This is a genomic window from Streptomyces sp. NPDC096339, from assembly GCF_044762985.1.
In the GTDB taxonomy this organism is placed as follows: domain Bacteria; phylum Actinomycetota; class Actinomycetes; order Streptomycetales; family Streptomycetaceae; genus Streptomyces.
Genome location: NZ_JBIWFI010000014.1, coordinates 33,608 through 58,626, shown reverse-complemented (window position 1 = coordinate 58,626; position 25,019 = coordinate 33,608). Strand labels below are relative to the sequence as shown.

General features: G+C 72.2%; 17 protein-coding genes. 4 read left to right on the top strand and 13 right to left on the bottom strand.

What is annotated here, in order from left to right:
• Positions 1–46: 46 nt before the first annotated feature.
• The 4 genes from ACIQ5Y_RS19710 to proS all read right to left on the bottom strand — a co-directional run bounded on the left by ACIQ5Y_RS19710 (position 47) and on the right by proS (position 3,297).
• Positions 47–286: an RNA-binding protein gene (locus tag ACIQ5Y_RS19710; protein ID WP_030011889.1), complete on the bottom strand. Its 240-nt coding sequence runs from the start codon at positions 284–286 to the stop codon at positions 47–49.
• Between the two features lie 2 nt (positions 287–288).
• Positions 289–726 carry a 30S ribosomal protein S16 gene (rpsP, locus tag ACIQ5Y_RS19705; protein ID WP_403881606.1) on the bottom strand — a complete coding sequence of 146 codons (438 nt, stop codon included), beginning with the start codon at positions 724–726 and terminating at the stop codon, positions 289–291.
• Between the two features lie 363 nt (positions 727–1,089).
• Complete coding sequence (locus ACIQ5Y_RS19700) at positions 1,090–1,686, bottom strand: hypothetical protein (RefSeq protein WP_384580084.1); 597 nt, start codon at positions 1,684–1,686, stop codon at positions 1,090–1,092.
• 198 nt (positions 1,687–1,884) lie between these two features.
• Entirely contained in the window at positions 1,885–3,297 is a 1,413-nt protein-coding gene (gene proS / locus ACIQ5Y_RS19695) for a proline--tRNA ligase (protein WP_403881603.1), read from the bottom strand.
• Between the two features lie 131 nt (positions 3,298–3,428).
• Between proS and ACIQ5Y_RS19690 the strand changes: the two genes are divergently transcribed.
• Positions 3,429–4,115, top strand: a complete 687-nt coding sequence (locus tag ACIQ5Y_RS19690) for a methyltransferase type 11 (protein ID WP_403881601.1) — start codon at positions 3,429–3,431, stop codon at positions 4,113–4,115.
• A 10-nt stretch (positions 4,116–4,125) separates the two neighbouring features.
• On the opposite strand, the gene ftsH is transcribed toward ACIQ5Y_RS19690, so the two are convergent.
• From ftsH to ACIQ5Y_RS19660, 6 genes are all read right to left on the bottom strand, one after another.
• Entirely contained in the window at positions 4,126–6,063 is a 1,938-nt protein-coding gene (gene ftsH / locus ACIQ5Y_RS19685) for an ATP-dependent zinc metalloprotease FtsH (protein ID WP_403881599.1), read from the bottom strand.
• Positions 6,064–6,181: 118 nt separating this feature from the next.
• Positions 6,182–7,753 (bottom strand): signal recognition particle protein, encoded by a 1,572-nt coding sequence (ffh, locus tag ACIQ5Y_RS19680; protein ID WP_403881596.1) that lies wholly within the window; start codon positions 7,751–7,753, stop codon positions 6,182–6,184.
• Between the two features lie 240 nt (positions 7,754–7,993).
• Complete coding sequence (locus ACIQ5Y_RS19675; protein ID WP_403881594.1) at positions 7,994–10,420, bottom strand: [protein-PII] uridylyltransferase; 2,427 nt, start codon at positions 10,418–10,420, stop codon at positions 7,994–7,996.
• Between the two features lie 179 nt (positions 10,421–10,599).
• Positions 10,600–10,938, bottom strand: coding sequence for a P-II family nitrogen regulator (locus tag ACIQ5Y_RS19670; protein WP_030708521.1), 339 nt, complete (start codon positions 10,936–10,938; stop codon positions 10,600–10,602).
• A complete protein-coding gene (locus ACIQ5Y_RS19665) occupies positions 10,935–12,281 on the bottom strand; it encodes an ammonium transporter (protein ID WP_403881589.1) in 1,347 nt (448 codons plus the stop codon). Before ACIQ5Y_RS19665 ends, ACIQ5Y_RS19670 begins: the two co-directional genes overlap by 4 nt.
• A gap of 292 nt (positions 12,282–12,573) precedes the next feature.
• Positions 12,574–14,067, bottom strand: a complete 1,494-nt coding sequence (locus tag ACIQ5Y_RS19660) for a hypothetical protein (protein ID WP_403881587.1) — start codon at positions 14,065–14,067, stop codon at positions 12,574–12,576.
• 397 nt (positions 14,068–14,464) lie between these two features.
• On the opposite strand from ACIQ5Y_RS19660, the gene ACIQ5Y_RS19655 reads away from it, so the two are divergent.
• Positions 14,465–15,133, top strand: a complete 669-nt coding sequence (locus ACIQ5Y_RS19655) for a bifunctional DNA primase/polymerase (protein ID WP_403881584.1) — start codon at positions 14,465–14,467, stop codon at positions 15,131–15,133.
• A gap of 111 nt (positions 15,134–15,244) precedes the next feature.
• Here ACIQ5Y_RS19655 and ftsY read toward each other — a convergent pair whose 3' ends face one another.
• Complete coding sequence (gene ftsY, locus ACIQ5Y_RS19650; RefSeq protein ID WP_403881581.1) at positions 15,245–16,474, bottom strand: signal recognition particle-docking protein FtsY; 1,230 nt, start codon at positions 16,472–16,474, stop codon at positions 15,245–15,247.
• A gap of 164 nt (positions 16,475–16,638) precedes the next feature.
• On the opposite strand from ftsY, the gene ACIQ5Y_RS19645 reads away from it, so the two are divergent.
• Together ACIQ5Y_RS19645 and ACIQ5Y_RS19640 are read left to right on the top strand one after the other, a co-directional pair.
• The gene (locus ACIQ5Y_RS19645; protein WP_403881578.1) at positions 16,639–18,096 is read left to right on the top strand and encodes a purine-cytosine permease family protein; all 1,458 of its coding nucleotides are present in this window, start codon (positions 16,639–16,641) and stop codon (positions 18,094–18,096) included.
• 63 nt (positions 18,097–18,159) lie between these two features.
• Positions 18,160–19,146 carry an LLM class flavin-dependent oxidoreductase gene (locus ACIQ5Y_RS19640; protein WP_403881575.1) on the top strand — a complete coding sequence of 329 codons (987 nt, stop codon included), beginning with the start codon at positions 18,160–18,162 and terminating at the stop codon, positions 19,144–19,146.
• Positions 19,147–19,188: 42 nt separating this feature from the next.
• Here ACIQ5Y_RS19640 and ACIQ5Y_RS19635 read toward each other — a convergent pair whose 3' ends face one another.
• Both ACIQ5Y_RS19635 and ACIQ5Y_RS19630 read right to left on the bottom strand, forming a co-directional pair.
• The gene (locus tag ACIQ5Y_RS19635) at positions 19,189–20,619 is read right to left on the bottom strand and encodes a sugar porter family MFS transporter (RefSeq protein ID WP_403881572.1); all 1,431 of its coding nucleotides are present in this window, start codon (positions 20,617–20,619) and stop codon (positions 19,189–19,191) included.
• 184 nt (positions 20,620–20,803) lie between these two features.
• A complete protein-coding gene (locus tag ACIQ5Y_RS19630) occupies positions 20,804–24,892 on the bottom strand; it encodes an AAA family ATPase (protein WP_403881569.1) in 4,089 nt (1,362 codons plus the stop codon).
• Between the last annotated feature and the right edge of the window lie 127 nt (positions 24,893–25,019).

The following is a 25,019-nucleotide window of genomic DNA, read 5'->3' as shown; positions in this document are numbered from 1 at the left end:
GGCGGACACGTATGCCCTCCCCGGCCCGTGCCGGTGATTCAACTGCTCAGCGGACCTGGTCCACGTCGACGAGGTCGACGCGGATCCCCCGGCCGCCGATGGCGCCCACGACGGTGCGCAGCGCACGTGCGGTGCGGCCGTTGCGGCCGATCACCTTCCCGAGGTCGTCCGGGTGGACCCGGACCTCGAGCACCTGCCCGCGGCGCAGGTTGCGCGAGGCGACCTGCACTTCATCGGGGTTGTCCACAATGCCCTTTACGAGGTGCTCAAGAGCCTCCTCGAGCATGATCAGGCCTCGGTCGACTCGGCGGCGGCCTCAGCCTCGTCCGCCTTCTTGTCGGCCTTCTTGGCCTTCTGGGTGATGGCCTCGCCCTTGGCGTCGCCACCCTCGAGGGCCTTGGCGAACTCGTCGAAGGAACGACGCTTGTCTTCCTTCGTCGCCGGCTGGAGCAGCGGCGCGGGGGCGGGGAGGCCCTTGTGGGCCTGCCAGTCACCGGTCAGCTTCAGGATGGCGAGCACAGCCTCGGTGGGCTGGGCACCGACGGAGAGCCAGTACTGCGCACGCTCGGCGTTGACCTCGATGCGCGACGGGTTGTAGGTCGGCTGGTAGATACCGATCTCTTCGATCGCGCGACCGTCCCGACGGGTACGGGCGTCCGCGACGACGATGCGGTAGTGCGGCTGGCGAATCTTGCCGAGGCGCTTGAGCTTGATCTTGACTGCCACTGGAGTGGTGTCTCCTGAACTTGACGTGGTTGGGCACATGAGATGCCACGTGGGGTTGCGGTACTCGGGTGCCCGATGGACGCGTCAGCCGGAGGAGAGAGGGGTCCTATGCGACTGTCGAGTACAGCTAGCCATTGTGCCATACGCCTGCGGCGCGCTCGGCAGTGAGGGGCGATCCGGCTCTCGCCGGCAACCGCCCCGTCCACGTGCGGGCGCGACCTGCCGCGGGCACGACCGGCCGCCGTGCGGAGCACCGCCCGCTTGCGGTGCGGCGGGCCGCCGGCCGGTGCGGCGCACCCGCGGTGCGGCGGGGCGGGCGGCCACCCGTGTGCCCGACGCGGTCGGCGCCCCGGTCGTACGCCCTCAGGAGGCGGCCGAGAGGGCGACCTCGGGGATGCGGAAGGGCTTCATGCAGCCTCCGCACACGATCGGGGCCTGAGCCAGGACCGAGGGCACCACCCGGACGTTGCGCCCGCAGTCGCAGACCGCCTTGACACGGACGCCGCCGCCGGAGGAGCCGTGGCGGGCGGCCGGGCCGCGGAAGCTGCGCTTGGTGTCGGCGGCGGTGGCGGCGGTGTGCGCCTTGAGGGCGCGCTGCAGCCGCTCCATCGTCGGGCGGTAGCGCTTCTTCGCCTCGGCGTTGAGCGTGACCAGCGAGAAGCCGCTGCTCGCATGCGGCTCGTCGGAGTGGTCCAACCCCATCTCCTCGGCGATCGCGAGGAATCTGCGGTTGTGGTAGCGGCCGGCGCGGGAGGTGTCGCGGACCCCGCGGGCGGCGGCGATGCCGTGGACTGCCTCGTGCAGCAGTCGCTCGAAGGAGAGCTCGGCGCCGCAGGCGGACGAGGACTCTCCGATCAGGGACTCGGGCGCGGCAAGGTCAGGCAGCTCGGGGTGGTACCGCTGAATGTCGGCCCACGCCTGCGCCAGCTCTGCGGCGAGAACAGGTGGTGTCGTGCTCACGTCGTGACAACGAGCCGGGGGGCCCGGGTGTTCCGATTCCGGGCCATTCCAAATTTTTTGCACGTACCAGTCAGTTCAGTCTCATGCGTCCCGACGAGGACGGGTGCGCCGATGTCAGGAGGAGTCGGTACGTAACGTCGACCGGCACACATCAGCCCCGGCGTGCGGAACAGGCCGCGCGCCGGGGCTGAGGAACCGTCAGTACGAGCGGGCGACGATCGCGAGGGTACCGGGGGCGTCGTCGGCCTGCGGGACCGACCCGTCCTCGGCGATCAGGCAGCGTACGGAGACGGCCTGCTCGGCCAGCTTCGCCTCGCCCTCCGGACCGAGGTCGGCCCACGGGATGCGCGCCCAGCCGCCCGCGATGGCGGCCTCGGCGGCCTCCTCGATGGTCGCGACGTCGGAGGTGCGGGACTCGCGGCGCTCGCGGGACTCGCGCAGCAGCTGCGCCTGGTCCTCGTCCAGCACCTTGGGCAGCAGGTCGAGCAGCTCGGCGATCTGCACCGGCTCCTTGCCGCCCGGGATGCGGCGGGCCAGCATCGCGGTGCCGTTCTCCAGGTCGCGCGGGCCGATCTCGATGCGGACCGGTACGCCCTTGAGCTCCCAGTCCACCGCGCGGCGGCCGAACGGGGTGTCGACGCGGTCGTCGACGTGCACGCGCAGACCCGCGGCCTTGAGCTGGTCGCCCAGCTCGCGGACCTTCGCCACGGCCTCGTCGCCCTTGATCGCCATGACGACGACCTGGACGTGGGCCAGGCGCGGCGGGACCCGCAGGCCGTTGTCGTCGCCGTGCGACATGATCAGGCCGCCGACCATGCGGGTCGAGACGCCCCACGAGGTCTGCCAGACCAGCTCCTGCCGGCCCTCCTTCGACAGGTACTGCGTGTTGAAGGCCTTGGCGAAGTTGGTGCCGAGCTCGTGGCTCGTGCCCATCTGCAGGGCCTTGCCGTCGCCCATCATGCCCTCGAGGGTGAGGGTGTTGATGGCTCCGGCGAAGCGCTCCTTGGCGGTCTTGCGGCCGAGGACCACGTCGATGCCGAGGACGTTCTTCATGAAGTCGCCGTAGACGTCCGTGTGGATCCGGGCGGCGTAGTCGCGGGCGTCCTCGTAGGTGGCGTGGGCGGTGTGGCCCTCCTGCCAGAGGAACTCGCTCGTCCGGAGGAACACGCGCGGGCGCAGCTCCCAGCGGACCACGTTGGCCCACTGGTTGATCAGCAGGGGCAGGTCGCGGTAGCTCTGGACCCACTTGGAGAAGTAGTCGTTGATGATCGTCTCGGAGGTGGGCCGGACGACGACCGGCTCTTCGAGCTCCTTGCCGCCGCCGTGCGTGACGACGGCCAGCTCGGGGGCGAAGCCCTCGACGTGCTCGGCTTCCTTCGTCAGGTACGACTGCGGGATGAACATCGGGAAGTAGGCGTTCTGGGCGCCCGCTTCCTTGATGCGCGCGTCCATCTCCTGCTGCATCCGCTCCCACAGCCCGTAGCCGTACGGTCGGATGACCATCGTGCCGCGCACCGGGCCGTTGTCGGCCAGCTCGGCCTTGTTGATCAGATCCTGGTACCAGCGGGGGAAATCCTCCGCCTGCGGGGTGAGAACGGGTGCCTTTGCCATGGCGCGAATGGTACGGCGCCTCGCGCGTCGAGCGTGAATCGGGTGACCCGCTCCTCTGGACGCGGGGGCGAATGGGGAGTTCTCTGGCAACGGGGGCAAGGGGGCGAGACGGAATCAGGAGCGCTCTTTCGATGACACCGACGCCGACGGCGACGCTCGTCGCCCGGGACTGGGCGGAGATCCAGGAACGGATGCTGGTACCGCTGTACGAAGCGGTCTACGACCGGCTGGAGGTCGGGCCGGGCGACCGGCTGCTGGGCCTCGACTGCGGGGCCGGTCTGCCCCTGCTGCTGGCGGCCGGACGGGGCGCCTGCGCCACCGGCGTGGAGGCGGATCCGGCGCGGCGCGCGCTGGCGCGTGAGCGGCTGCTGGAAGTGCTCGCCGCTCCGCCCTCGCGGCCCGCGGCGGACCGCCCCTACGACGCCCTGCTGGCCTTCTCGCCCACCCGGGCGGCTCTGGCCTCGGCCCTGCCCCTGGTCCGGCGCGGCGGGGCGGTGGTGCTGGCCGGTTGGGGTCCCGCGGAGCGCTGCACGGTGCCCTCGGTCCTCGGCCGCGGGCCGGTGCCGCGGGACCTGGACGCGCTGGCGGAGGGGGCCGGGCTGCGGCCGGACGGCTCGGGGCGGGTGTTCTGCCCGTTCGGGTACGCGGACGTGGACAGCGCGGTACGGGGGCTGGTGTCGACCGGGCTCTACGACGCGGCCGCGGATCCCGCGCTGGCGGAGAAGGAGCTGGCCGAGGCGCTTCACCCGTTCGAGCGGTCCGACGGCGCCGTATGGCTGCCGAACATCTTCCGGTACGTGATCGCCCGGGTGGCGTAACGGCCGCCCGTCAGTCGGTGGAGTGCGTCTTCGTCAGCCGCGGGATGCCCGCGGCGGCGTAGGCGGCCGGCTCGTCCAGGGTCTCGTTGGCGAGGAGTGCCTCCGCCAGCGCGTCGAGCTTCGAGCGGTGCTCGCGCAGCAGGCGGCAGGCCTCCACGTAGCACTCGTCGACGATCCGGCGCATCTCGTGGTCCACGGCGTCGAGGGTGGCGGGGGCGGCGGTCAGGCCGTACGGGCTCTGCGCGTCGGAGGGGATCGCGGTGAGCCGGCCGATGCGCTCGCTCATGCCCCAGCGGCCGACCATGCCGCGCACGATGTTGGTGACCTGCTCCAGGTCGTTCTCCGCGCCCGTGGTGATCACGTCGTAGACGGTCTGCTCGGCGGCCATGCCGCCCAGCGCCCCGATGATGCGGCCGCGGAGGTACTCCTCCGTGTACGCGTACCGGTCGGCGTCGGGGACCGAGAGGGTGACGCCGAGCGCCCTGCCTCGGGGGACGATGGTGATCTTGCGGACGGGGTCGGCGCCCGGCTGGAGCATGCCGAGGAGGGCGTGTCCGCTCTCGTGGTAGGCCGTCCGGCGGCGTTCCTCCTCCGGCATGACCAGCGGCCGCTCCGCGCCCAGCTGCACCTTCTCCAGGGCGTCCGACAGGTCGGACTGGGTGACCTGCTGCTGCCGGCGCTTCACCGCGAGCAGGGCGGCCTCGTTGGCCAGGTTCGCCAGCTCGGCGCCGGTCATTCCGGGGGTGGTCGTGGCGACCTGGGCCAGGTCGACCCCGTCTGCAAGGGGGATGTCGCGGGTGTGGATGCGCAGGATGGCCTCGCGGCCGGCCCGGTCCGGCGGGGAGACGACGACGGTGCGGTCGAAGCGGCCGGGGCGGGTCAGCGCCGGGTCCAGCACGTCCGCGCGGTTGGTGGCGGCGAGCACGACGACGCCCTCCGAGCCCGAGAAGCCGTCCATCTCGGTGAGGATCTGGTTCAGGGTCTGCTCGCGTTCGTCGTGGCCGCCCATGGCCGCGCCCCCGCCGCGGACCCGCCCGATGGTGTCGATCTCGTCGATGAAGATGATCGCGGGGGCCACCTTGCGCGCCTCGGCGAACAGTTCCCGCACCCGGGAGGCGCCGACACCGACGATCATCTCGATGAACTCGGAGGCGGAGGCGGAGAAGAACGGCACCCCGGCCTCGCCCGCGACCGCCCGCGCGAGCAGGGTCTTGCCCGTGCCCGGCGGGCCCGCCAGGAGGACCCCGCCGGGCATCCGGGCGCCCAGCCTGCGGTAGGCCTGCGGGTTCTTGAGGAAGTCCACGACGTCGTCGAGCTCTCCCTGGACCTCGTCGATGCCGGCCACGTCGTCGAAGGTGGTGCGCGGGGCGCCCTCCTGGAGTTCCACCGGCTTGGGCGGGGCCTTGCGGCCCAGCCCGCCCATGCCGCCCATCCCCGCGCCCATGCGCCGGGCGATGAACACCCACAGGAGGACCAGCAGCAGCATCGGGGCGAGGGAGAGCAGCAGGTTGGCGAGGAAGCTGCGCTGTTCGACGACCGGGCGGGCCGTCACGTTCACGTTCTGCTTGGTGAGGTTCGCCCACAGGTCGTCGTCGGCGAAGGCCGGGCGCTGGGTGACGAACTTGGTGTAGTCGCCCTTGTCCCCGTCTGGCAGTGGCTGCTCGGCCTTCAGCTGGCCCTGGATCGCGTCGCCCTTGGAGTAGATCTTCGAGACGTTGCCGCTCGCGACCTGCTTGCTGAACTCGGTGTACGAGATGGTCGGCTCGTCGACCTCGTTGAAGAACGACAGCACCAGGTTGGCGATCAGGTACACGATCAGCGCGACGAGGATGAGCAAGCGCCAGCCGCCCGGCAGCTTCTTCTTGGGGGGAGGCGTGGGCGGTGCGCCCTCCGAGCGCCAGGGTGTATCGGCCCGGTCTCGGGGCGGTACGGGAGTGGGGCTGGGCACGGGGGCCTCCTTCTGCCGTCCCCCCGGCCGACGATAAGGGATAAACCGGACCGTCGCCCCGGCAGAAACGGAAGGGCCCCGACCGTGCGAACACGGCCGGGGCCCACCTCACGAAGTGCTACTTCATGAACTTCTTGAACTCGTCCGGGAGGTCGAATTCCTGACCGGACTGGCCCCCGGTGGGAAGCCCGAAGGGGTTGCCGCCGGCCGCGGGCTCGATCGCCTGCGAGCCCTGCTCGCGGCGGGCGGCCGCGGCGGCCTCCTCTTCGCGGCGCTTCATCGGGTTGCCGCTCTTGCGCTTGCCCTTGGCCTGCTTGACCTGCTTCTTCTGCCGGCCGGGGCCGCCGCCCATCCCGGGGATGCCGGGCATGCCCGGCAGGCCGCCGCCCTGGGCCATGCGGGACATCATCTTGCGGGCGTCGAAGAAGCGCTCGACGAGCGACTTGACGGCGCTGACCTCGGTGCCGGAACCCTTGGCGATACGGGCGCGGCGCGAGCCGTTGATGATCGTCGGGTCCTGGCGCTCGGCCGGGGTCATCGACTTGATGATCGCGGCGGTGCGGTCCACGTCGCGCTCGTCGATGTTGTTGATCTGGTCCTTGATCTGCCCCATGCCGGGCAGCATGCCGAGCAGCTTGGAGATGGAGCCCATCTTGCGGACCTGCTCCATCTGGGCCAGGAAGTCGTCGAGCGTGAACTCCTTGGGGCCCTTGGCGAGCTTGGCCGCCATCTTCTCGGCCTCGGCCTGCGAGAAGGTCTTCTCGGCCTGCTCGATGAGGGTGAGCATGTCACCCATGTCGAGGATCCGGCCCGCCATGCGGTCCGGGTGGAAGGCGTCGAACTCGTCGAGCTTCTCGCCGTTCGAGGCGAACATGATCTGCTTGCCGGTGACGTGCGCGATGGAGAGCGCGGCACCACCGCGGGCGTCGCCGTCGAGCTTGGAGAGCACCACGCCGTCGAAGCCGACGCCGTCGCGGAAGGCCTCGGCGGTGTTGACCGCGTCCTGACCGATCATCGCGTCGACGACGAAGAGGATCTCGTCGGGGCTGACGGCGTCGCGGATGTCCGCGGCCTGCTGCATCAGCTCCTGGTCGATGCCGAGGCGGCCGGCGGTGTCGACGATCACGATGTCGTACTGCTTGGTGCGCGCGTACTCGACGGAGTCCTTGGCCACCTGGACCGGGTCGCCGACGCCGTTGCCGGGCTGGGGACCGTAGAACGCCACGCCGGCGCGGTCGGCGACGACCGAGAGCTGGTTGACGGCGTTGGGGCGCTGGAGGTCGCAGGCGACGAGGAGCGGGGTGTGGCCCTGCCCCTTGAGCCAGAGGCCGAGCTTTCCGGCGAGGGTGGTCTTACCGGCACCCTGGAGACCGGCCAGCATGATCACGGTGGGCGCGGTCTTGGCGAAGCGGAGCCGCCGGGTCTCGCCGCCGAGGATCGTGACGAGCTCGTCGTTGACGATCTTCAGGACCTGCTGACCGGGGTTCAGCGCCTTGCTGACCTCTTCGCCGCGGGCGCGTTCCTTGACGTTCGCGATGAAGGAACGGACGACCGGGAGGGCGACGTCGGCCTCGAGGAGGGCGATACGGATGTCCCGGGCCGCGGAGTCGATGTCAGCCTCGGACAGCCGGCCTTTGCCGCGCAGGCCCTTGAAGGTATTCGCCAAGCGGTCGGAGAGCGTATCGAACACGGTGGTCGCGATTCCTCGGGTCGGGGGCGGTGTGGTGTCCCCCAGGGTATCGGGCCGTGCCAAGTGGTGGACCCGGCGGTCTGAACCGGGGCTCCGCCCCGCACCCCGCGCCTCAAGCGCCGGCGGGGCTGGATGTGGCTGCTGCCGCCTGTCGAGTGCGGCTGGAAGACCCGGGGCTCCGCCCCGGCGAACGGTGGAAGGGCGGGTAGGGGACCAACCCCGCGCAGCGGCTGCCCGGGCCTACGCCAGGGCCGACTCCACCAGCCCGGCAAGGGCGGTCGCCTCCCCCGCGTCCAGGGGTTTGCCCTCCGGGGTGGTGACGTACAGGGTGTCCACCGCGTTCGCGCCCAGCGTCGACACGTGCGCACTGCGCACCCGCACGCCGCGGGATTCCAGAGCCCGCCCGATCCGGTGCAGCAGCCCCACCGCGTCCGGCGCGCGGACCTCCAGGACGGTGGCCAGCGAGGAGACGTCCGCGACGACCGTGACCCGGGGCGGCGGGGGCACGACCCCGCGCCTCCGCGGGTACGCCGCCTCGCGGTCGGCCAGCTTCGCCGGCACGTTCAGCGAGCCGTCCAGCGCGCGGACCAGGTCGGTCCGCAGCCTGGCCACCTGCGGCAGCGCGCCGTACTCCGCCGCCACCCGCCACCGCAGCACCAGGACCTCGCCCAGCCGGTCCGGGAGCTCCGTGGAGCGCAGGTCGGCCGCCCGCACCGTGAGCCGGTGCAGCGCCAGCACCCCGGCCACGGCCGGCAGGACCCCCGGCTGGTCGGGGACGGCCACGACCAGTTCCACGCCGACGGCGTCCTCCTCGTGGCGGGCCTGGAGCGCCAGCACGGGCTCCCCCGTGCGCAGGGCCTCCACCGCGAGGCGTTCCTGTTCCGCGGTCGGGATCTCCGGCTCCCCCGCCGCCGGGGCGGTGCCGCGCAGGACGGCGGCGGCCCGTGCGACGAGGTCGGCCACGAGGGAACCGCGCCAGGCGCTCCACGCGGCCGGGCCGGTGGCGAGGGCGTCGGCCTCCGTGAGGGCGTGCAGTATCTCCAGCGTGCCCACCGACCCGACGGCCTCGGCGACCGTGCGGACGGTCGCGGGGTCGTCCAGGTCCCGCCGGGTCGCGGTGTCGATCAGCAGCAGGTGGTGGCGTACGAGCGTGCCCAGGACGGCGACGTCCCGCTCGTCGAAGCCGACCCGGGTGGCGACGTCGCGGGCGATGGTCTCGCCGGCCACCGAGTGGTCACCGGGCCAGCCCTTGCCGATGTCGTGCAGGAGGGCGGCCATGAGGAGCAGGTCGGGGCGGCCGACCCGGCGGGTGAGGGCCGAGGCGCGCACCGCCGTCTCGATGAGGTGCCGGTCCACCGTCCAGGTGTGGACGGGGTTGCGCTGGGGGCGGCAGCGCACCCGCTCCCAGTCCGGGAGCAGCCGGCCGATCAGGCCCTCCGCTTCCAGGGCCTCCCAGACGGCCACGGTCGGCTCCCCCGCGCCCAGCAGCGTCACCAGCTGCTCGCGGGCCTCGGCCGGCCACGGCACCGGGAGCGGTTTCGCCTGCGCGGCGAGCCTCCGTACGGCGTGCGGCGAGACGGGAAGGCCCGCCTGCGCGGCGGCCGCGGCGAAGCGGATCGGCAGCACCGGGTCGCGGTCGGGGCGCGCGGCCAGGGCCAGTACGGCCTCTCCGTCGGACTCCACGACCCCGTCGGCCAGCGGTGCCCGCGCCGCCGCCGGGGCGCCCCGGGTGCCGAGCAGTCCGCGGAGCCTGGGGCGGGCGGAGCGCGCCCGCAGCACCCGGCCGACCTCGCGCCAGGTCACGTCACCGGCGTACGAGACCACGCGCGCGGCCTCGTACACCTCGCGGAGCAGCGCGTCGGCGTCGAGGAGCCCGAGCCGGCCCGCGACCTGGTCCTGTTCCTGGAGGGAGAGCCGGTCGGTGGCGCGGCCGGTGACGAGGTGGAGTGCGTCGCGGGCGTCGAGGAGCCTGCGGCGGGCCTGGGCGAGGCCTTCTCGCGGGGCGTCGGCCAGCCAGGACGCGGCGACGGCCCGGAGCGCGGTGATGTCGCGCAGGCCTCCCCGGGCCTCCTTGAGGTCGGGTTCGAGGAGGAAGCGCAGCTCGCCGGAGCGCTCGGCGCGGTCGCGGCACAGGGAGTGGAGTTGCGGGAGCCTCTTGGCGGCCTGGTTGCGCCAGTCGGCCAGGACGGAGGTGCGCAGGCCCGCGAGGAGGCCCGCGTCGCCCGCGACGGAGCGGGCGTCGAGCAGCCCGAGGTGCACCTTGAGGTCCTCGGCGGCCGTCTTGCGGGCCTCGGCGGGGGTCCGTACGGAGTGGTCGAGGGCGAGGCCGAGGTCCCACACGGGGTACCAGAGCCGGTCGGCGAGCGCGCCCAGCGCCCGCGGTTCGGCCTTGCCGTCGTGCAGCAGCACCAGGTCGAGGTCGCTGCGCGGGGAGAGTTCGGCCCTGCCGTAGCCGCCGACGGCCACCAGGGAGGCGCCCCGGACGCCCGTCTCCCGTGCGGCGGTGGTGAACAGGGCGCTCAGCCATTCGTCGGTCAGCCCGGCCAGCGCGGAACGCCGCGAGGGCCCGGACCGCGACTCCTCCTGGAGGAGTCGCAGCCGGGCCGCGGCGTATCCGCCGGGTCCCGAGTCGGCCGTGTGGTCCGTGGATTCTTCGACGCTCGTCACCCGGGAGCTCCCGTCACGTAGGACCTGTCCAGTCGGTCATGCCGGGCTCGCGTGCCCTGGTGCGCACGCTCGCCGCGTTGTCGTCGGTCACCGACGCTCCGCGTCGATTCCCTCCTCCGTCTTGCGAGCGCACGCACCAGGCCCCGCTCGCTTATCCGGCCTGACCGACCGGACGGGTCCTACAGCGCGTCAGCGCCGCGCTCGCCGGTGCGGACCCGTACGACCGAGTCCACGGGGACGCTCCACACCTTGCCGTCGCCGATCTTTCCGGTGGCGGCCGCGCTCACGATGACGCGGATCAGCTCCTCGGCGTCGGAGTCGTCGACCAGCACCTCGATGCGGATCTTGGGGACGAGGTCGACCTGGTACTCGGCGCCGCGGTAGACCTCGGTGTGGCCGCGCTGGCGGCCGTAGCCGCTGGCCTCGGTGACGGTGAGGCCCTGGACTCCGAAGGTCTGGAGGGCTTCCTTGATCTCGTCCAGCTTGTGCGGCTTGACGATCGCGGTGATCAGCTTCATGCATCGACCTTCTTGCTGGCGGCGGAGTGGGTGGGGGCGGCGGCGGTGCTGCGCGAGGCCGCGCCGCCGCCGGCTCCGCTGAAGTCGTAGGCGGTCTCGGCGTGTTCGACCTGGTCGATGCCGGCGACCTCGTCGTCCTCGGGGACCCGCATTCCGATGGTCTTGTCGAGGAGGAAGGCGAGCAGCGCGGACGCCACCAGAGAGTAGGCGAGGACGGAGAAGACTCCGATGGCCTGCTTGCCGAGCTGTTCGAGGCCGCCGCCGTAGAAGAGGCCGGCCGCGTCGGACTGGACCCCGCCGGTGGCGAAGAAGCCCACGAGGAGCGAGCCGACGACACCGCCGACGAGGTGGACGCCGACCACGTCGAGGGAGTCGTCGTAGCCGAACTTGTACTTGAGGCCGACGGCCATGGCGCAGAGCAGGCCGGCGATGGCGCCGATGGCGATCGCGCCGAGCGGGGAGCAGGAACCGCCGGAGGGCGTGATGGCGACGAGGCCGGCGACCGCGCCGGATGCGGCGCCGAGGGTGGTGAAGGAGCCGTGGCGCAGCTTCTCGTATCCGAGCCAGGCGAGCATGGCGGCGGCGGTGGCGACCTGGGTGTTGACGAACATGACCGCGCCGACGCCGTCGTCGTTGCCGAGCCAGGATCCGGCGTTGAAGCCGAACCAGCCGAACCACAGCAGACCGGCGCCGAGCATCACGAGCGGGAGGCTGTGGGGGCGCATCGGGTCCTTCTTGAAGCCGACGCGCTTGCCGATGACCAGGATCACGCCGAGGGCGGCGGCGCCGGCGTTGATGTGGACGGCGGTGCCGCCCGCGAAGTCGATGACGCCGAGCTCGAAGAGCCAGCCGCCGGCGCCCCACACCCAGTGGGCCACGGGGAAGTACACGACGGTGACCCACAGGGCGGTGAACAGGACCCAGGCGCTGAACTTCACCCGGTCGGCGAGGGCGCCGCTGATCAGGGCGGGGGTGATCACGGCGAACATCAGCTGGAAGACGGCGAAGACGTAGACCGGGATGGTGTACCCGTCCCACAGCTCGGTGATCCCGATGCCGCTGAGGCCGACGTAGTCGGAGTTCCAGCCGATGAGGGAGCCGGAGTCGGTGCCGAAGGCGAGGCTGAAGCCGTAGAGCACCCACAGGATCGTGACGATCCCGAGGCTGATGAAACTCATCATCAGCATGTTGAGGCTGCTCTTGACGCGGACCATGCCTCCGTAGAAGAAGGCGAGTCCCGGGGTCATCAGCATGACCAGGGCGGAGCAGATGAGCATGAACCCGGTGTTCGCGGAAGACAGCGTGGGCGCGTCTGCCGCGAGGGTCGTGATGGCTGATGCCATCGGCGTCTCCTCGTCGTCGGTACGTTCGCGTGCGGGCGATCGTGAAAACCTGAGCGGCGGCAAAAGGAACTGGCCGGTTATTGGCCATGAGATTCGCGCAGGCCGGTTTCCGGCGGCGCCGCTCGGTGTTTCGTGCCGATGACGAAGCGGTCGGACGTGTTACGCGTCCATGAACGAGTGGTTCTTCACAACCGGCCGCGGCAGTGACCCGGACGTCCTGGCTGGGGGAGCCTGATCGGGCTTCACGGGGTGACTGCCGCGGCCGGAGCCTTGAGGGTGGCCGCTCGGGCCGTCAGACGGCCTCCGCGGCTTCGGGGAGGCGCGAGGCGAGGTGGTCGGTGAGCCGGACGATCTCGGCGACGTCCCCGTATTCACGGGCGGCGGTGTCGACGGTCTTGCGAAGCCGGGTGTTCACCCGTTCGGACCGCACCTTTCCCGCCACGTCCAGGGCCCGGTCGACGAGGACCGCGGCCTGCTCGGGCTCGCGCTGGAGCAGGTGCACGGTGGCCATGCCGATGAGGTTGAGGGCGTAGGAACGCTGGTGCTCCTCGTCCTTCTCGAAGAGTTCGACGGCCCGTTCCATGACGGGTTCGGCGAGGGAGGCGTACATGGGGCTGCGCCCGGCGACGTAGGCCAGGTCACGGTACGAGTGGGAGTTCTCGCCGTTCAGTTCGGCCTCGGAGAAGAAGCGGATCCAGTCGGGTTCGGGCTCGCCGCCCGCGAAGCCGACGTCGCCGAAGGTGTCCTCGGCCATCCGCACGGCCCGCTTGCAGCGGCTGGGCTGACCCATGTTGGCGTAGGCGCGGGCCTCCATCGCATACAGCATGGCCTGGGTGCGCGGGCCGGCGCAGTCGCGGCTGCCGTACTGCGCGAGGTGGATGAGTTCCAGGGCGTCCTCGGGGCGGCCCAGGTGGATCATCTGGCGGCTCATGCCGGAGAGGATGTACGAGCCCAGCGGCTTGTCCCCGGCCTCCTTCGCGGCGTGCAGCGCGAGGACGAAGTACTTCTGGGCGGTGGGGTGCAGGCCGATGTCGTAGCTCATCCAGCCGGCCAGTTCGGCGAGTTCCGCGGCGACCTTGAAGAGCCGCTTCATGACGGGCGCCGGGTGCCTCTCCTGGAGCAGGTCGGTGACCTCGTGGAGCTGGCCGACGACGGCCTTGCGGCGCAGCCCGCCCCCGCACTGGGCGTCCCACTGGCGGAACATGACGGTGGTCGCGTCGAGCAGGTCGAGTTCCGGTTCGGAGAGCCGGGGCGGGCGGTGGCCGCCCGGTGCGCCCGCCGGCCCCGCTTCCCGTGATCCCGGGTCGGCGACCGGGACCGGTACGAGCCAGCGCTGCATGGGCTCGATGAGGGCGGGGCCGGCGGAGAGGGCGAGCGAGGTCCCGAGGAAGCCGCGGCGGGCCAGCATCAGGTCGCTGCGGGAGAACTCGCCGAGCAGTTCGACGGTCTGCGGGCCGGCCCAGGGCAGGTCGACCCCGGAGACGGAGGGGGTCTGGTGGGCGGTGCGCAGGCCGAGCTGCTCGATGGCGACGACGGAGCCGAAGCGCTCGGAGAACAGCTCGGAGAGGATCCTGGGGACGGGCTCGCGGGGCTGTTCACCGTCGAGCCAGCGGCGCACCCGGGAGGTGTCCGTGCTGATGTGGTGGGCGCCCATCTGGCGGGCCCGGCGGTTGACCTGGCGGGCGAGCTCGCCCTTGGACCAGCCGCTGCGGACGAACCACGACGTCAGCTGTTCGTTGCGCGCGGCAGCGTCGTCCGTCGTTCCGCTTGCGCTGTTGCCGCTCACTGGAACGCCCCCATCCGCTCAGCCTCTTCCTCACGAAACCCTGGCCGTGGCGCCGGGCGCCACCATGGACCTTCACAGGTCCTCCACACATTGCCTCCGGCATACCCACGGATGGGCCCGCCTTCGGGGTTCGTGCACCGAAAGTAATCCTACGATCACCCCTTCGGCGAGGTCGATTCCAGAAACGCCACCATTCGCCACCCCTTCGAATGAACTCGCCACCGGCCAGGCGCGATTCACTTGACACCGAGGTGAAAACGGTCCGGTTGGACTGGAGTGCGCTCGGGGCGCGCGCGGCGAGGAGTGCGCCGGGCGACAGCGGACCGCACCCCGCGGCAGCAGGTCCCACCGGCCTCGTAACCACCGGCGCGTCCGACCCGTTGGAGGGGGCATGGGCATGGGCTTCACGATCGGCGGCAGCCGCGGCACCAAGGAATTCCGTTCGGGCGCCCGGCGCCGCGGCCGGACCTCGGAGTGCACGGCGGTGGCCGAGTACACCGGACTGTGGGGCTGGGACGTGGTTCCCGGCGCGCGAGCCGCGGCACCCGCCCGCGACTGTTCCTGCGGGGACGGGCGGTGTGCGGCACCCGGGGCACACCCCCTGCCCTTCGCCCCCACGGTCAAGGCCGGGGCCACCCTGGACGAGGTCACCGAGGCCTGGAGCGAGTACCCGGGCGCGGCGGTACTCCTCCCGGTGGGCCGCTCCTTCGACGTGATCGAGGTCTCCGGGGAGGCGGGGCGGCGCGCGCTGGTGCGGCTGGAGCGGATGGGCCTGCCGCTCGGCCCGGTGGTCTCGACCCCGGACGGCCGGGCCCAGTTCTTCGTGGCGCCGGGCGCGGCGGCCGAGCTGCCGCAGCTGCTGTACCGGATGGGCTGGGACGACGCCGACCTGGACCTGAAGGCCCTGGGCGAGGGGGCCTTCGTGACGGTCCCGCCCTCGGACCGGGCCGGCCTCGGCCAGGTCAGCTGGCTGCGCCCGCCCGCCCTCGACAACGCCGGCGGCCCGCCCCAGGCCCGCCTCCTGCTCGGCACCCTCGCCTACACCTGCCACCGCTTCCGCGGCTAGGGCCTGTCGTCAGGTGCCCGTCCGCCCCGCGGACGTCCGCCCCCTCCGCATACGGCAGTGCCCCCGCGTTCCGGTGGGACGCGGGGGCACTGGTGTGCGTACGGGCTGTGCTCAGTCGCCGATCAGGGCGTCCACGAACGCCTCCGGCTCGAAGGGGGCCAGGTCGTCCGCGCCCTCGCCGAGGCCGACGAGCTTGACCGGGACGCCCAGCTCCCGCTGGACGGCGACGACGATGCCGCCCTTGGCGGTGCCGTCGAGCTTGGTCAGCACGATGCCGGTGATGTCCACGACCTCGGCGAAGACCCGGGCCTGGGTCAGGCCGTTCTGGCCGGTGGTGGCGTCCAGGACCAGCAGGACCTCGTCCAGCGGGCCGTGCTTCTCCACGACGCGCTTGACCTTGCCGAGCTCGTCCATCAGGCCGGTCTTGGTGTGCAGCCGGCCCGCGGTGTCGATGAGCACCACGTCGGCGCCCTCGGCGATGCCCTCCTTGACCGCGTCGTAGGCGATCGAGGCCGGGTCGCCGCCCTCGGGGCCGCGTACGGTCCGCGCGCCGACGCGGTCGCCCCAGGTCTGGAGCTGGTCGGCGGCGGCCGCGCGGAAGGTGTCGGCCGCGCCGAGCACCACGCTGCGGCCGTCGGCGACCAGTACCCGGGCGAGCTTGCCGGTGGTGGTGGTCTTGCCGGTGCCGTTGACACCGACGACCATGATCACGCCGGGGGTGTCCTCGCCGCTCTCCGTCTTCACGACGCGGTCGAAGTCGGTGCCGACCAGGGTCAGCAGCTCCTCCTTGAGCAGGGCGCGCAGGTCGGCCGGGGTGCGCGTGCCGAGCACCTTGACCCGCTCGCGGAGCCGGTCGACGAGCTCCTGGGTCGGGACGACACCGACGTCGGCGACGAGCAGGGTCTCCTCGACCTCCTCCCAGGTGTCCTCGTCGAGGTGCTCGCGGGAGAGCAGCGTGAGCAGCCCCTTCCCGAGGGAGTTCTGCGACCGGGCGAGCCGGGCGCGCAGCCGGACGAGGCGGCCGGCGGTGGGCTCGGGCACCTCGATCGCGGGCGCGGCCGGAGTCTCGGGCTCCACGACGGGGACTTCCGCGACCGGCACCTCTGCGGGAGCCTCCGCCTCCGCCTCCGGGAGGACGACCTCCTCGATGGTGCGGCGCGGTTCTTCCGCCGTCTCTACGGCGTCCTCCCCCACCTGCGGTTCGGCAGGCGGGGCAGTGATGGTCGGCGTGCTCGGCGGCGCCGGGGGCAGCTGCTTCTTCTTGCGGCTGCTGACCACGAGCCCGCTGATCGCGCCGACCGCGACCAGGGCGATGACTACGGCAAGGATGAGGATGTCCATAACGCGTTCAGTATGCGTGACACCCCGGCCCCGACCCTGTTTCCGCAGGTGAGCCGCGCGGGCTCGGCCGGTGGAAGCCCCCGAGGGCCGTAAGCCCCTTTTCCGTGCGTTCTACGGCAAACGTATGATGATGGGCCAATCCCCCCACCTTTCACGGAGCACCCATGCCTGCCGACGCCCCGACCGGCGCATCCGACGGCGCGATGGAGACACGCGGCCTGGAGCCCATTCCGGACGGCGAACGCGGCGGCAGGGTCCGCGAGCTCGTGCCCACCTGGGTCGCCGCCAACATCAGCGTGCTGCTGCTGACCATGGGCGCCGGGCTGGTGATCTCCAACGGGCTGAACATCTGGCAGGTGCTCGTCGTCGCGGTCGCCGCGCCGGTGCTCTCGTACGGGATCGTCGGCCTGATCTCCATCGCCGGAAAGCGCGGCGGCGCCCCGGGCATGGCCTTGTCGCGGGCCGTGTTCGGGCAGCGCGGCAACCTCTTCCCGGGCGCGCTGATCTGGGTGGCCCGGTGGGGCTGGGAGACGATCAACGCGGTCAGCGGGGCCTACGCCGTCCTGACCGTGCTCGACCTGCTCTTCGGCATCAAGAGCAACACCACCCTCATCGTCGTCACCCTGCTCTTCTTCGTGAGCTGCACCTTCGTGATCTCGGGTCTCGGGATCAACGCGTTGCGCGTGTGCTCGAAGTGGTCGACGTACCTCTTCGGCGCCTTCAGCGTGCTCGTGCTCGGCTACCTGGTCGCCACCACCGACTGGTCCGCGGTCTTCGCCAGGCCCGCGGGCTCCACGGCGATGATGATCGCGGGCATCGGCACCATCGCGGCCGGCGGCATCAGCTGGGTCCCCTCCGGCCCGGACTTCACCCGCTACCTCCCCCGTACGGCCTCCTCCGGGGCCATGGTGGGTGCGACGATCGGCGGCGCCGGCGTCGTCGTGCTCCCCATGGTGCTCATGGGCGCGGTGATGGCGGTCGGCACCCCGGACCTGGCCGGCGCGCAGGACCCGGTCTCCTTCATCGGCGCGCTGCTGCCGACCTGGATCGCGGTCCCGTACCTGCTCATCGCGCTCGTCGGCATGCTGCTGATCAACTCGATGTCCATGTACTCGGCCGGTTTCACCGCGCAGACCCTCGGCATCAGGGTGCCGCGCGCCTGGGCGGTCAGCGTCAACGCCTTCATCAGCCTGGTGTTCGGTTTCCTGCTGATGGTGGTCGCGACCGGCTTCTTCGGCTCCTTCATCTCGTTCCTGACGCTGCTGGCCGTGGCCTTCTCCGCCTGGATCGGCGTCTTCGGCGTGGACATGCTGCGCCGCAAGGGCTACGACGGCCGCGCACTGCTGGACACCACCCCGAGCAGCGCCTACTGGTACAAGGGCGGTTTCGCCTGGCAGGCGATGACCGCGTGGGCCGCGGCCCTGGTCGTGGGCCTGCTGTTCACCAAGGTGGACTGGTTCAGCGGGCCCCTCGCCGGCACCTGGCCCGGGCGGAACGGGCTCGGCTGGGCGGTCGGGATCCTGACCTCGGGGCTGCTGTACGCCGTACTGCCGCGCACTCCCGCCCCGGCCGCGCCGGCCCCCGCCGAGGAGCGGGAGCTCGCCGGATCCCTGTCCAACTGACGCCACGTCAGCTAACGTCCCCCTTCGCCCGCCCACCCACCTCCGGCGAAGGGGGACTTCTCCATGCCCATCACCGTGGCCCGGTTCAACCTCGTCGACCCGAACGGCACCCCGGAGTCCCTCTCCGCCCGCTACAAGGCGGCGCTGGAGATGGCCCGGTACGCCGACGACCTCGGGATCGACACCATCCAGACCGAGGAGCACCACGGCACCGGCAACAACTGGCTGCCCTCTCCCTTCGCCTTCGCGGGCGCGGTGTTCGGGGCCACCCGCCGGATCGCCGTCACCGTTTCGGCGATCATCGGGCCGCTGTACGACCCGCTCAAGGTGGCCGAGGACATCGCCGTGCTGGACCTGCTGAGCGGCGGCCGCCTGGTCACGGTCGCGGGGATCGGCTACCGGCCGGAGGAGTACGAGCAGCACGGCGTGGAGTGGGGCCGGCGCGGGAAGCTCCAGGACGAGCTGCTGGAGACCCTGCTGAAGGCGTGGACGGGCGAGCCCTTCGAGTTCCGCGGCCGCACGGTCCGGGTCACCCCCAGGCCCTTCACCCAACCGCACCCGATGCTGCTGGTCGGCGGGAGTTCCGAGGCGGCCGCGCGGCGCGCCGCCCGGCTGGGGCTGCCGTTCTTCCCGAGCGCGCACCTGCCGGAGCTGGAGGCGTACTACAACGCGAAGCTCGCCGAGTACGGCACGGAGGGCTTCTGCATGATGCCGGCGGCGCAGACCCCGCTGCTGCACATCGCGGAGGACCCCGACCGGGTCTGGGCGGAGCACGGCGAGCGCTTCCTGCACGAGGCGGGCATGTACGCGTCCTGGCAGTCCAAGGACATCCGCAGCGCCGTACGGTCGGGCGCGCGCTCGGTGGCGGAACTGCGGGCGGAGGGCGTGTACCGGATCCTCACCCCGGACGAGGCGGTCGCGTACGCCCGGGGAGCCGGCGAGGCCGGGAACCTGGTGCTGCACCCGCTGTGCGGCGGGATGCCGATCGACGAGGGCTGGCGCAGCCTGCACCTGCTGTGCGAACAGGTACTGCCCCGGCTCAAGGACTGAGCCGGGGCAGTATCGAGGAGACGGGGCGTTGGCGGGGGATGGTTACCCCATCTCCTCCAGCGCCTTGCCCTTGGTCTCCGGCACCCATTTGAGGACGAAGGGGATCGAGAGCAAGGCGAAGCCGGTGTAGATCATGTAGGCGCCGGACAGGTTCCAGTCCGACAGCGTCGGGAACGAGACGGTGATGACCCAGTTGGCGATCCACTGGGCGGCGGCCGCGACGCCGAGGGCCGCGGCCCGGATGTGGCCCGGGAACATCTCGCCGAGGAGCACCCAGACCACCACGCCCCAGGACAGGGCGAAGAAGAGGACGAAGCAGTTGGCGGCGACCAGGGCCACGATGCCCTGGGCGTGCGGCAGGGAGATGTCGTCGCCCGTACCGGACTTGTACGAGAACGCCCACGCGGCCATGCCCAGCGAGATCGCCATGCCGGCCGAGCCGATGAGGGCCAGCGGCTTGCGGCCGATGCGGTCCACGAGCGCCATCGCGATGACCGTACCGACGATGTTCACCACGGAGGTCTCGAAGGAGTACAGGAACGAGGCGCTCGGGTCGATGCCGACGGACTGCCACAGCAGGGAGCTGTAGTAGAAGATCACGTTGATGCCGACGAGCTGCTGGAAGACGGACAGGCCGATGCCGACCCAGACGATGGGCAGGAAGCCGAACCGGCCGCCGAGCAGGTCCTTGAAGGTGGACTTGTGCTCGGACCTCATGGTGTGCTCGATGTCGGCGATGCGCCCGTCGAGGTCGACGCGCTTGCCCTCCACCTCGGCGAGCACCTTCCTGGCCTCGGCGTTGCGGCCGACGGAGACGAGGTAGCGGGGGGATTCGGGGATCACGAAGGACAGCAGCCCGTAGACGACGGCCGGGACGACCATCACCCCGAGCATCCACTGCCAGGCCTCCAGGCCCGCGATTTCGCCGCGCTGCTCCCCGTCGGCGAGGTTGAGGATGCCCCAGTTGACGAGCTGGGAGACGGCGATGCCGATGACGATGGCGGCCTGCTGGAAGGAGGCGAGTCGGCCGCGGTAGGCGGGCGGGGACACCTCGGCGATGTAGGCGGGGCCGATGACGGAGGCCATGCCGATGCCGAAGCCGCCGATCACGCGCCACATGGCGAGGTCCCAGAGGGCGAACGGGAGGGCCGAGCCGAGGGCGCTCGCGGTGAAGAGCACGGCGGCGATCTGCATGCAGCGGATACGGCCGATCCGGTCGGCGATGCGGCCGGCCGTGGCGGCGCCGAGCGCGCAGCCGATCAGCGCGGCGGCGATCACCTGGGCGAGCGCCTCGGAGCCGATGTCGAAGCGTTCCCGGATGGCGACGACGGCGCCGTTGATGACGGAGCTGTCGTAGCCGAAGAGGAAGCCGCCCATCGCCGCGGCGGCGGCGATGAAGATGACGCGGCCGAGGTGCTCGGGCCGCGGCGCGGCCGATCCGCCCGACGCCGGTTCCTGCGCTGTGCTGGTCAAGGTGTGCTCCGTGGGGGTTTTGTCCGTTCTCCTAGTGGCGCACAGTTCAAGATCGGGCACCACCCGAAGGCGGGAGACAGCGGAGCGAGCTTATGTGTTCAATTCCTGAAGTCAATACCGGGGGTCGAGCGTATGCGGCAGCGATCCCAGGGGGGCGAGATTCACTTCTTGAATGAAGCGGCTGTCAGCGAAGTCTCTGGCTGATGACCTTGGAGACCCCGTCACCCTGCATCGAGACGCCGTAGAGCGCGTCGGCGACCTCCATCGTCCGCTTCTGATGCGTGATCACGATCAGCTGCGAGCTCTCCTGGAGCTCCTCCATGATCCGGATCAGCCGCTGCAGGTTGGTGTCGTCCAGGGCGGCCTCCACCTCGTCCATCACGTAGAACGGACTGGGCCGCGCCTTGAAGATGGAGACCAGCAGGGCGACGGCCGTCAGCGAGCGCTCGCCGCCCGAGAGCAGCGACAGCCGCTTGACCTTCTTGCCCGGCGGACGGGCCTCCACGTCGACGCCGGTGGCCAGCATGTTGTCGGGATCCGTGAGGATCAGCCGGCCCTCGCCGCCGGGGAACAGCCGCGAGAACACCCCCTCGAACTCGCGGGCCGTGTCGCGGTACGCCTCCGTGAACACCTGCTCGACCCGCGCGTCGACCTCCTTCACCACTTGAAGGAGGTCGGCCCGTGTCTTGCGCAGGTCCTCCAGCTGGGTGCTGAGGAACTGGTGTCGCTCCTCCAGCGCGGCGAACTCCTCCAGGGCCAGCGGGTTGACCTTGCCGAGCTGCTGATAGGCCCGCTCGGCGGACTTGAGCCGCTTCTCCTGCTGCGCCCGTACGAAGGGGCCGGGCAGGTTGCGGGGGTCCTCCGGATCCTCCGGCAGGGTCTCGCCGTCGGCGGGCGGGGACGGGGGCACCGGCTGGTCCGGCCCGTACTCGGCGACGAGTCCGGCGGTCTCCAGGCCGAACTCCTCCAGCGCCCTGCCTTCCAGGGCCTCGATGCGCAGCCGCTTCTCGGCGCCGAGCACCTCGCCGCGGTGTACGGAGTCGGTGAGTTTGTCGAGCTCGCCCTTGAGGTCGCGGCCGTGGTTGCGGGCGTCGGCGAGCTCCCGCTCCCGCAGGCCCTTTGCGTGTTCGGCCGCGGTGCGCTCCTCCTCGGCCCGGCGCAGCGACACCTCCACGTGGGCGAGCAGCTGCCGGGAACCGTCGGCCACGGCGCGGGCCGCCCGTGCCTCGTACGCCAGGCGGGCGCGGCGCCGCTCGGCGCGCGCCCGGGCCTCGTCCTCGGCCCTGGCGGCGCGGTCCAGCGAATCGGCCCGTCCGGCCAGCCCCTTGACCCGCTCCTCGTGGGTCCTGAGCTGGAGCCTGGCCTCCATTTCGGTCTGCCGGGCGTTGGCCCCGTCGGCGGCGAGCCGGTCCCTCCGGGAGGTGTCCGGCTCCTCCTCCACAGGGATCTCCTCGGCCGTCGCCAGCCGTTCGGCGCACTCCTCCACCTCGGCCAGGGCCTGCTCCAGCGCGTCCTGCGCCTTCGCGGCGGCGGCGGTGGCGCGTTCGGCTTCGCCCGCGGCGCCCTTCGCCTGTCCGGCGAGGCGCCCGAGCTGCTGCGCGACCCCGGCGCGGGCCTGTTCGGCGGCCCGCCGCCGCTGGGCGAGCTCCTCGACCAGGGCGGCCGCGTCCCGGCGGCGGGCCTGGGCGGCCTCCCTGGCCTCGGCGAGCTCCCGGCACCGCTCGTCCAGCCGGGCCAGCTCCTGCGCGGCCTCGTCGACGGCGGCCTGCACCTCGATGAGGCTGGGCGCACCCGCGGAGCCGCCGTGGGCGAGGTGCGCGCCGAGCACGTCGCCGTCCGCGGTCACGGCCACCGCGTCGGGGTTCCGTACGACGAACGCCTCGGCTTCGTCGAGCGTGCCGACGACGACGTGGTCCCGCAGCACCCACCCGACGGCCCGCCGCACTTCGGCGTCCCCGCCGATCAGCTCCGCGGCGGGCACGGCCCCGCCGCCCCCACCGCCGCCGGGCCCCGGCGCGGCAAGGGGCGCGGCTTCGCCGAGGGGCGGCGCGGCAAGGGGCGCGGCCTCACCGAGTGGCGGCGCAACCGGGGGCACGGCTTCGCCGCCGGGGCTCGGCCCCGTACCCCGCTCCTCAAACGCGGGAGGGGCTGGGTGGTGCACGGCGGCTGGAGCCGCGGGCGCGGGCAGAGCCCGGTCCCGCCCATCCAGCCCCTCCGGCGTTTGAGGAGCGGGTCCGGGCAGAGCCCGGTTGCGGGAAGGGGTGGGGTGGGGGAAAGAGCCCTCGTCTCCAGCCTCGGCCGACGGCTGGTCGGGGCCCGAGCCCTGGCCCGGGAGGGCAGCCGGGACGGCAGCCGAAGGGATCCCGGACCGGCCCGGGAAGGTGGCTGGGGCGGCAGCCGAAGGGACCCCGGACCGGCCCGGGAAGGCGGCTGGGGCGGCGGCCGAAAGGGGCCCGGACCGGCCCGCGAGCGCGGCCGGAGCGGCAGCCGAAGGGGCTCCGCCTTGGCCCGGGAGGGCAGCCGGAGCCGCGGCGGCCGCGCCCCCTCCCGGGAGGGTGGTCGGTGGGGTGATCAGGAGCGTCGCGCGGCCCGCGTCCGCCTCGCGCAGGTGCCGGATGGCCTCCGCCGCCGCCCCCGGCGAGGCCACCGCCAGCGCATCCGCCGCCGAGCCCAACGCGGCGGCCACCGCGGCTTCGTGCCCCGGGGCCACGGAGAGCCGCTCGGCGACCGGGCCCAGCAGCCCGGCCAGCCGCTCGCGCGCCGCGAGCAGCGCGCCCGTACCGTCCTTGCGGCGCAGCCCCAGCGCCAGCGCGTCGCGCCGCGCCGACACCGCCGCCCGCGAACGTTCCGCCTCGGACAGGGCGTCCCGCGCCGCGGACAGCCCCGCCTCCGCTGCCGTCAGCTCCGCCCGGGCCGCCTCGTGCTCGGCGTCCAGCGAGGGTTCGTCGAGCCCTCCGACCTCCTCCGCCAGGGCCTCGTACTCCGCCTGCGCGGCACCCGCCCGGCGCTCCGCCTCGTCGCGCGCCGCGACCAGCCGGTCGATCTCGGCCTGCGCCGCCCCCGCCCGGGAGCGTGCGGCTCCGAGCCGGCCCGTCAGCCGGGCCAGCCCCTCGCGCCGGTCCGCGATGGCCCTGGCCGCGTCCCGCAGTCGCCGTTCCTCCTCGGCCAGGGCCCGCTCCAGCTCGCCCCGGTGCTCGGCGGTGTCCTCCAGCGCACGCGAGGCCGCCTCCAGAGCCGCCGTCAGTTCCGCCTCCTGCTCGCGGATCCGCGCGGCCTCCCGCCGCATGTCCTCGGGGTCGCGGCCGCGCCGCTCCTCCTCGGCCGGAGCCGTCGCGCTCTTGACCCGCGCGTCGGCCAGGGAAGCGGTCCCGCGTACCCGCTCGGCCAGTTGGGACAGTTCGTACCAGGTCTGCTGGGCCCGCCGGAGCCTGGGGGCCAGCTCCCCCACCGCCGCCTCCAGTTCGGCCTCCCGGCGCAGCGCGCCCGCGAGCTGCGCCTCTGCGGCCTCCTTGCGTTCCTTCAGGGCCGCCTCGTCCGCGAGCTCCTCGTCGAGCGCCCGCCGCAGCGTGACCAGGTCGTCGGCGAGCAGCCGCAGCCGGGCGTCACGCAGGTCGGCCTGGATCACGGCGGCCCGCCGCGCCACGGCCGCCTGCCGTCCCAGCGGCTTGAGCTGCCGCCGCAGCTCGTCGCCGAGGTCCTGCACGCGCGCGAGATTGGCCTGCATCGCGTCCAGCTTCCGCAGCGCCTTCTCCTTGCGCTTGCGGTGCTTGAGGACTCCGGCCGCCTCCTCGATGAAGGCGCGGCGTCCCATGGGGTCGGCGTGCAGTACGGAGTCCAGCTGCCCCTGGCCGACGATGACGTGCATCTCGCGGCCGATGCCGGAGTCGGAGAGCAGCTCCTGGATGTCGAGCAGGCGGCAGGTGTCCCCGTTGATCTGGTACTCGCTGCTGCCGCCGCGGAACATGATCCGGGTGATGGTGACTTCGGCGTAGTCGATGGGCAGCGCGCCGTCGGAGTTGTCGATGGTCAGGGACACCTCGGCGCGCCCGAGGGGCGGCCGGCCCGTGGTCCCGGCGAAGATGACGTCTTCCATCTTCCCGCCGCGCAGGGACTTGGCCCCTTGTTCGCCCATGACCCAGGACAGCGCGTCCACCACATTGGACTTGCCCGAGCCGTTCGGACCCACGACACAGGTGATGCCGGGTTCGAAGCGCAGGGTCGTGGCGGATGCAAAGGATTTGAAGCCACGCAGGGTCAGGGACTTGAGGTGCACGCCGCCGGACTCTACCTTTCGCGTTCTGTTTCACCCATGAAGGTGCAGGGCACAACTGACGTTAAAGGAATTGCCCAGCCTGGCCCGACGCCTCGCGGCGCGGTGCCGAAAGAAGGCGGTGCCGAAA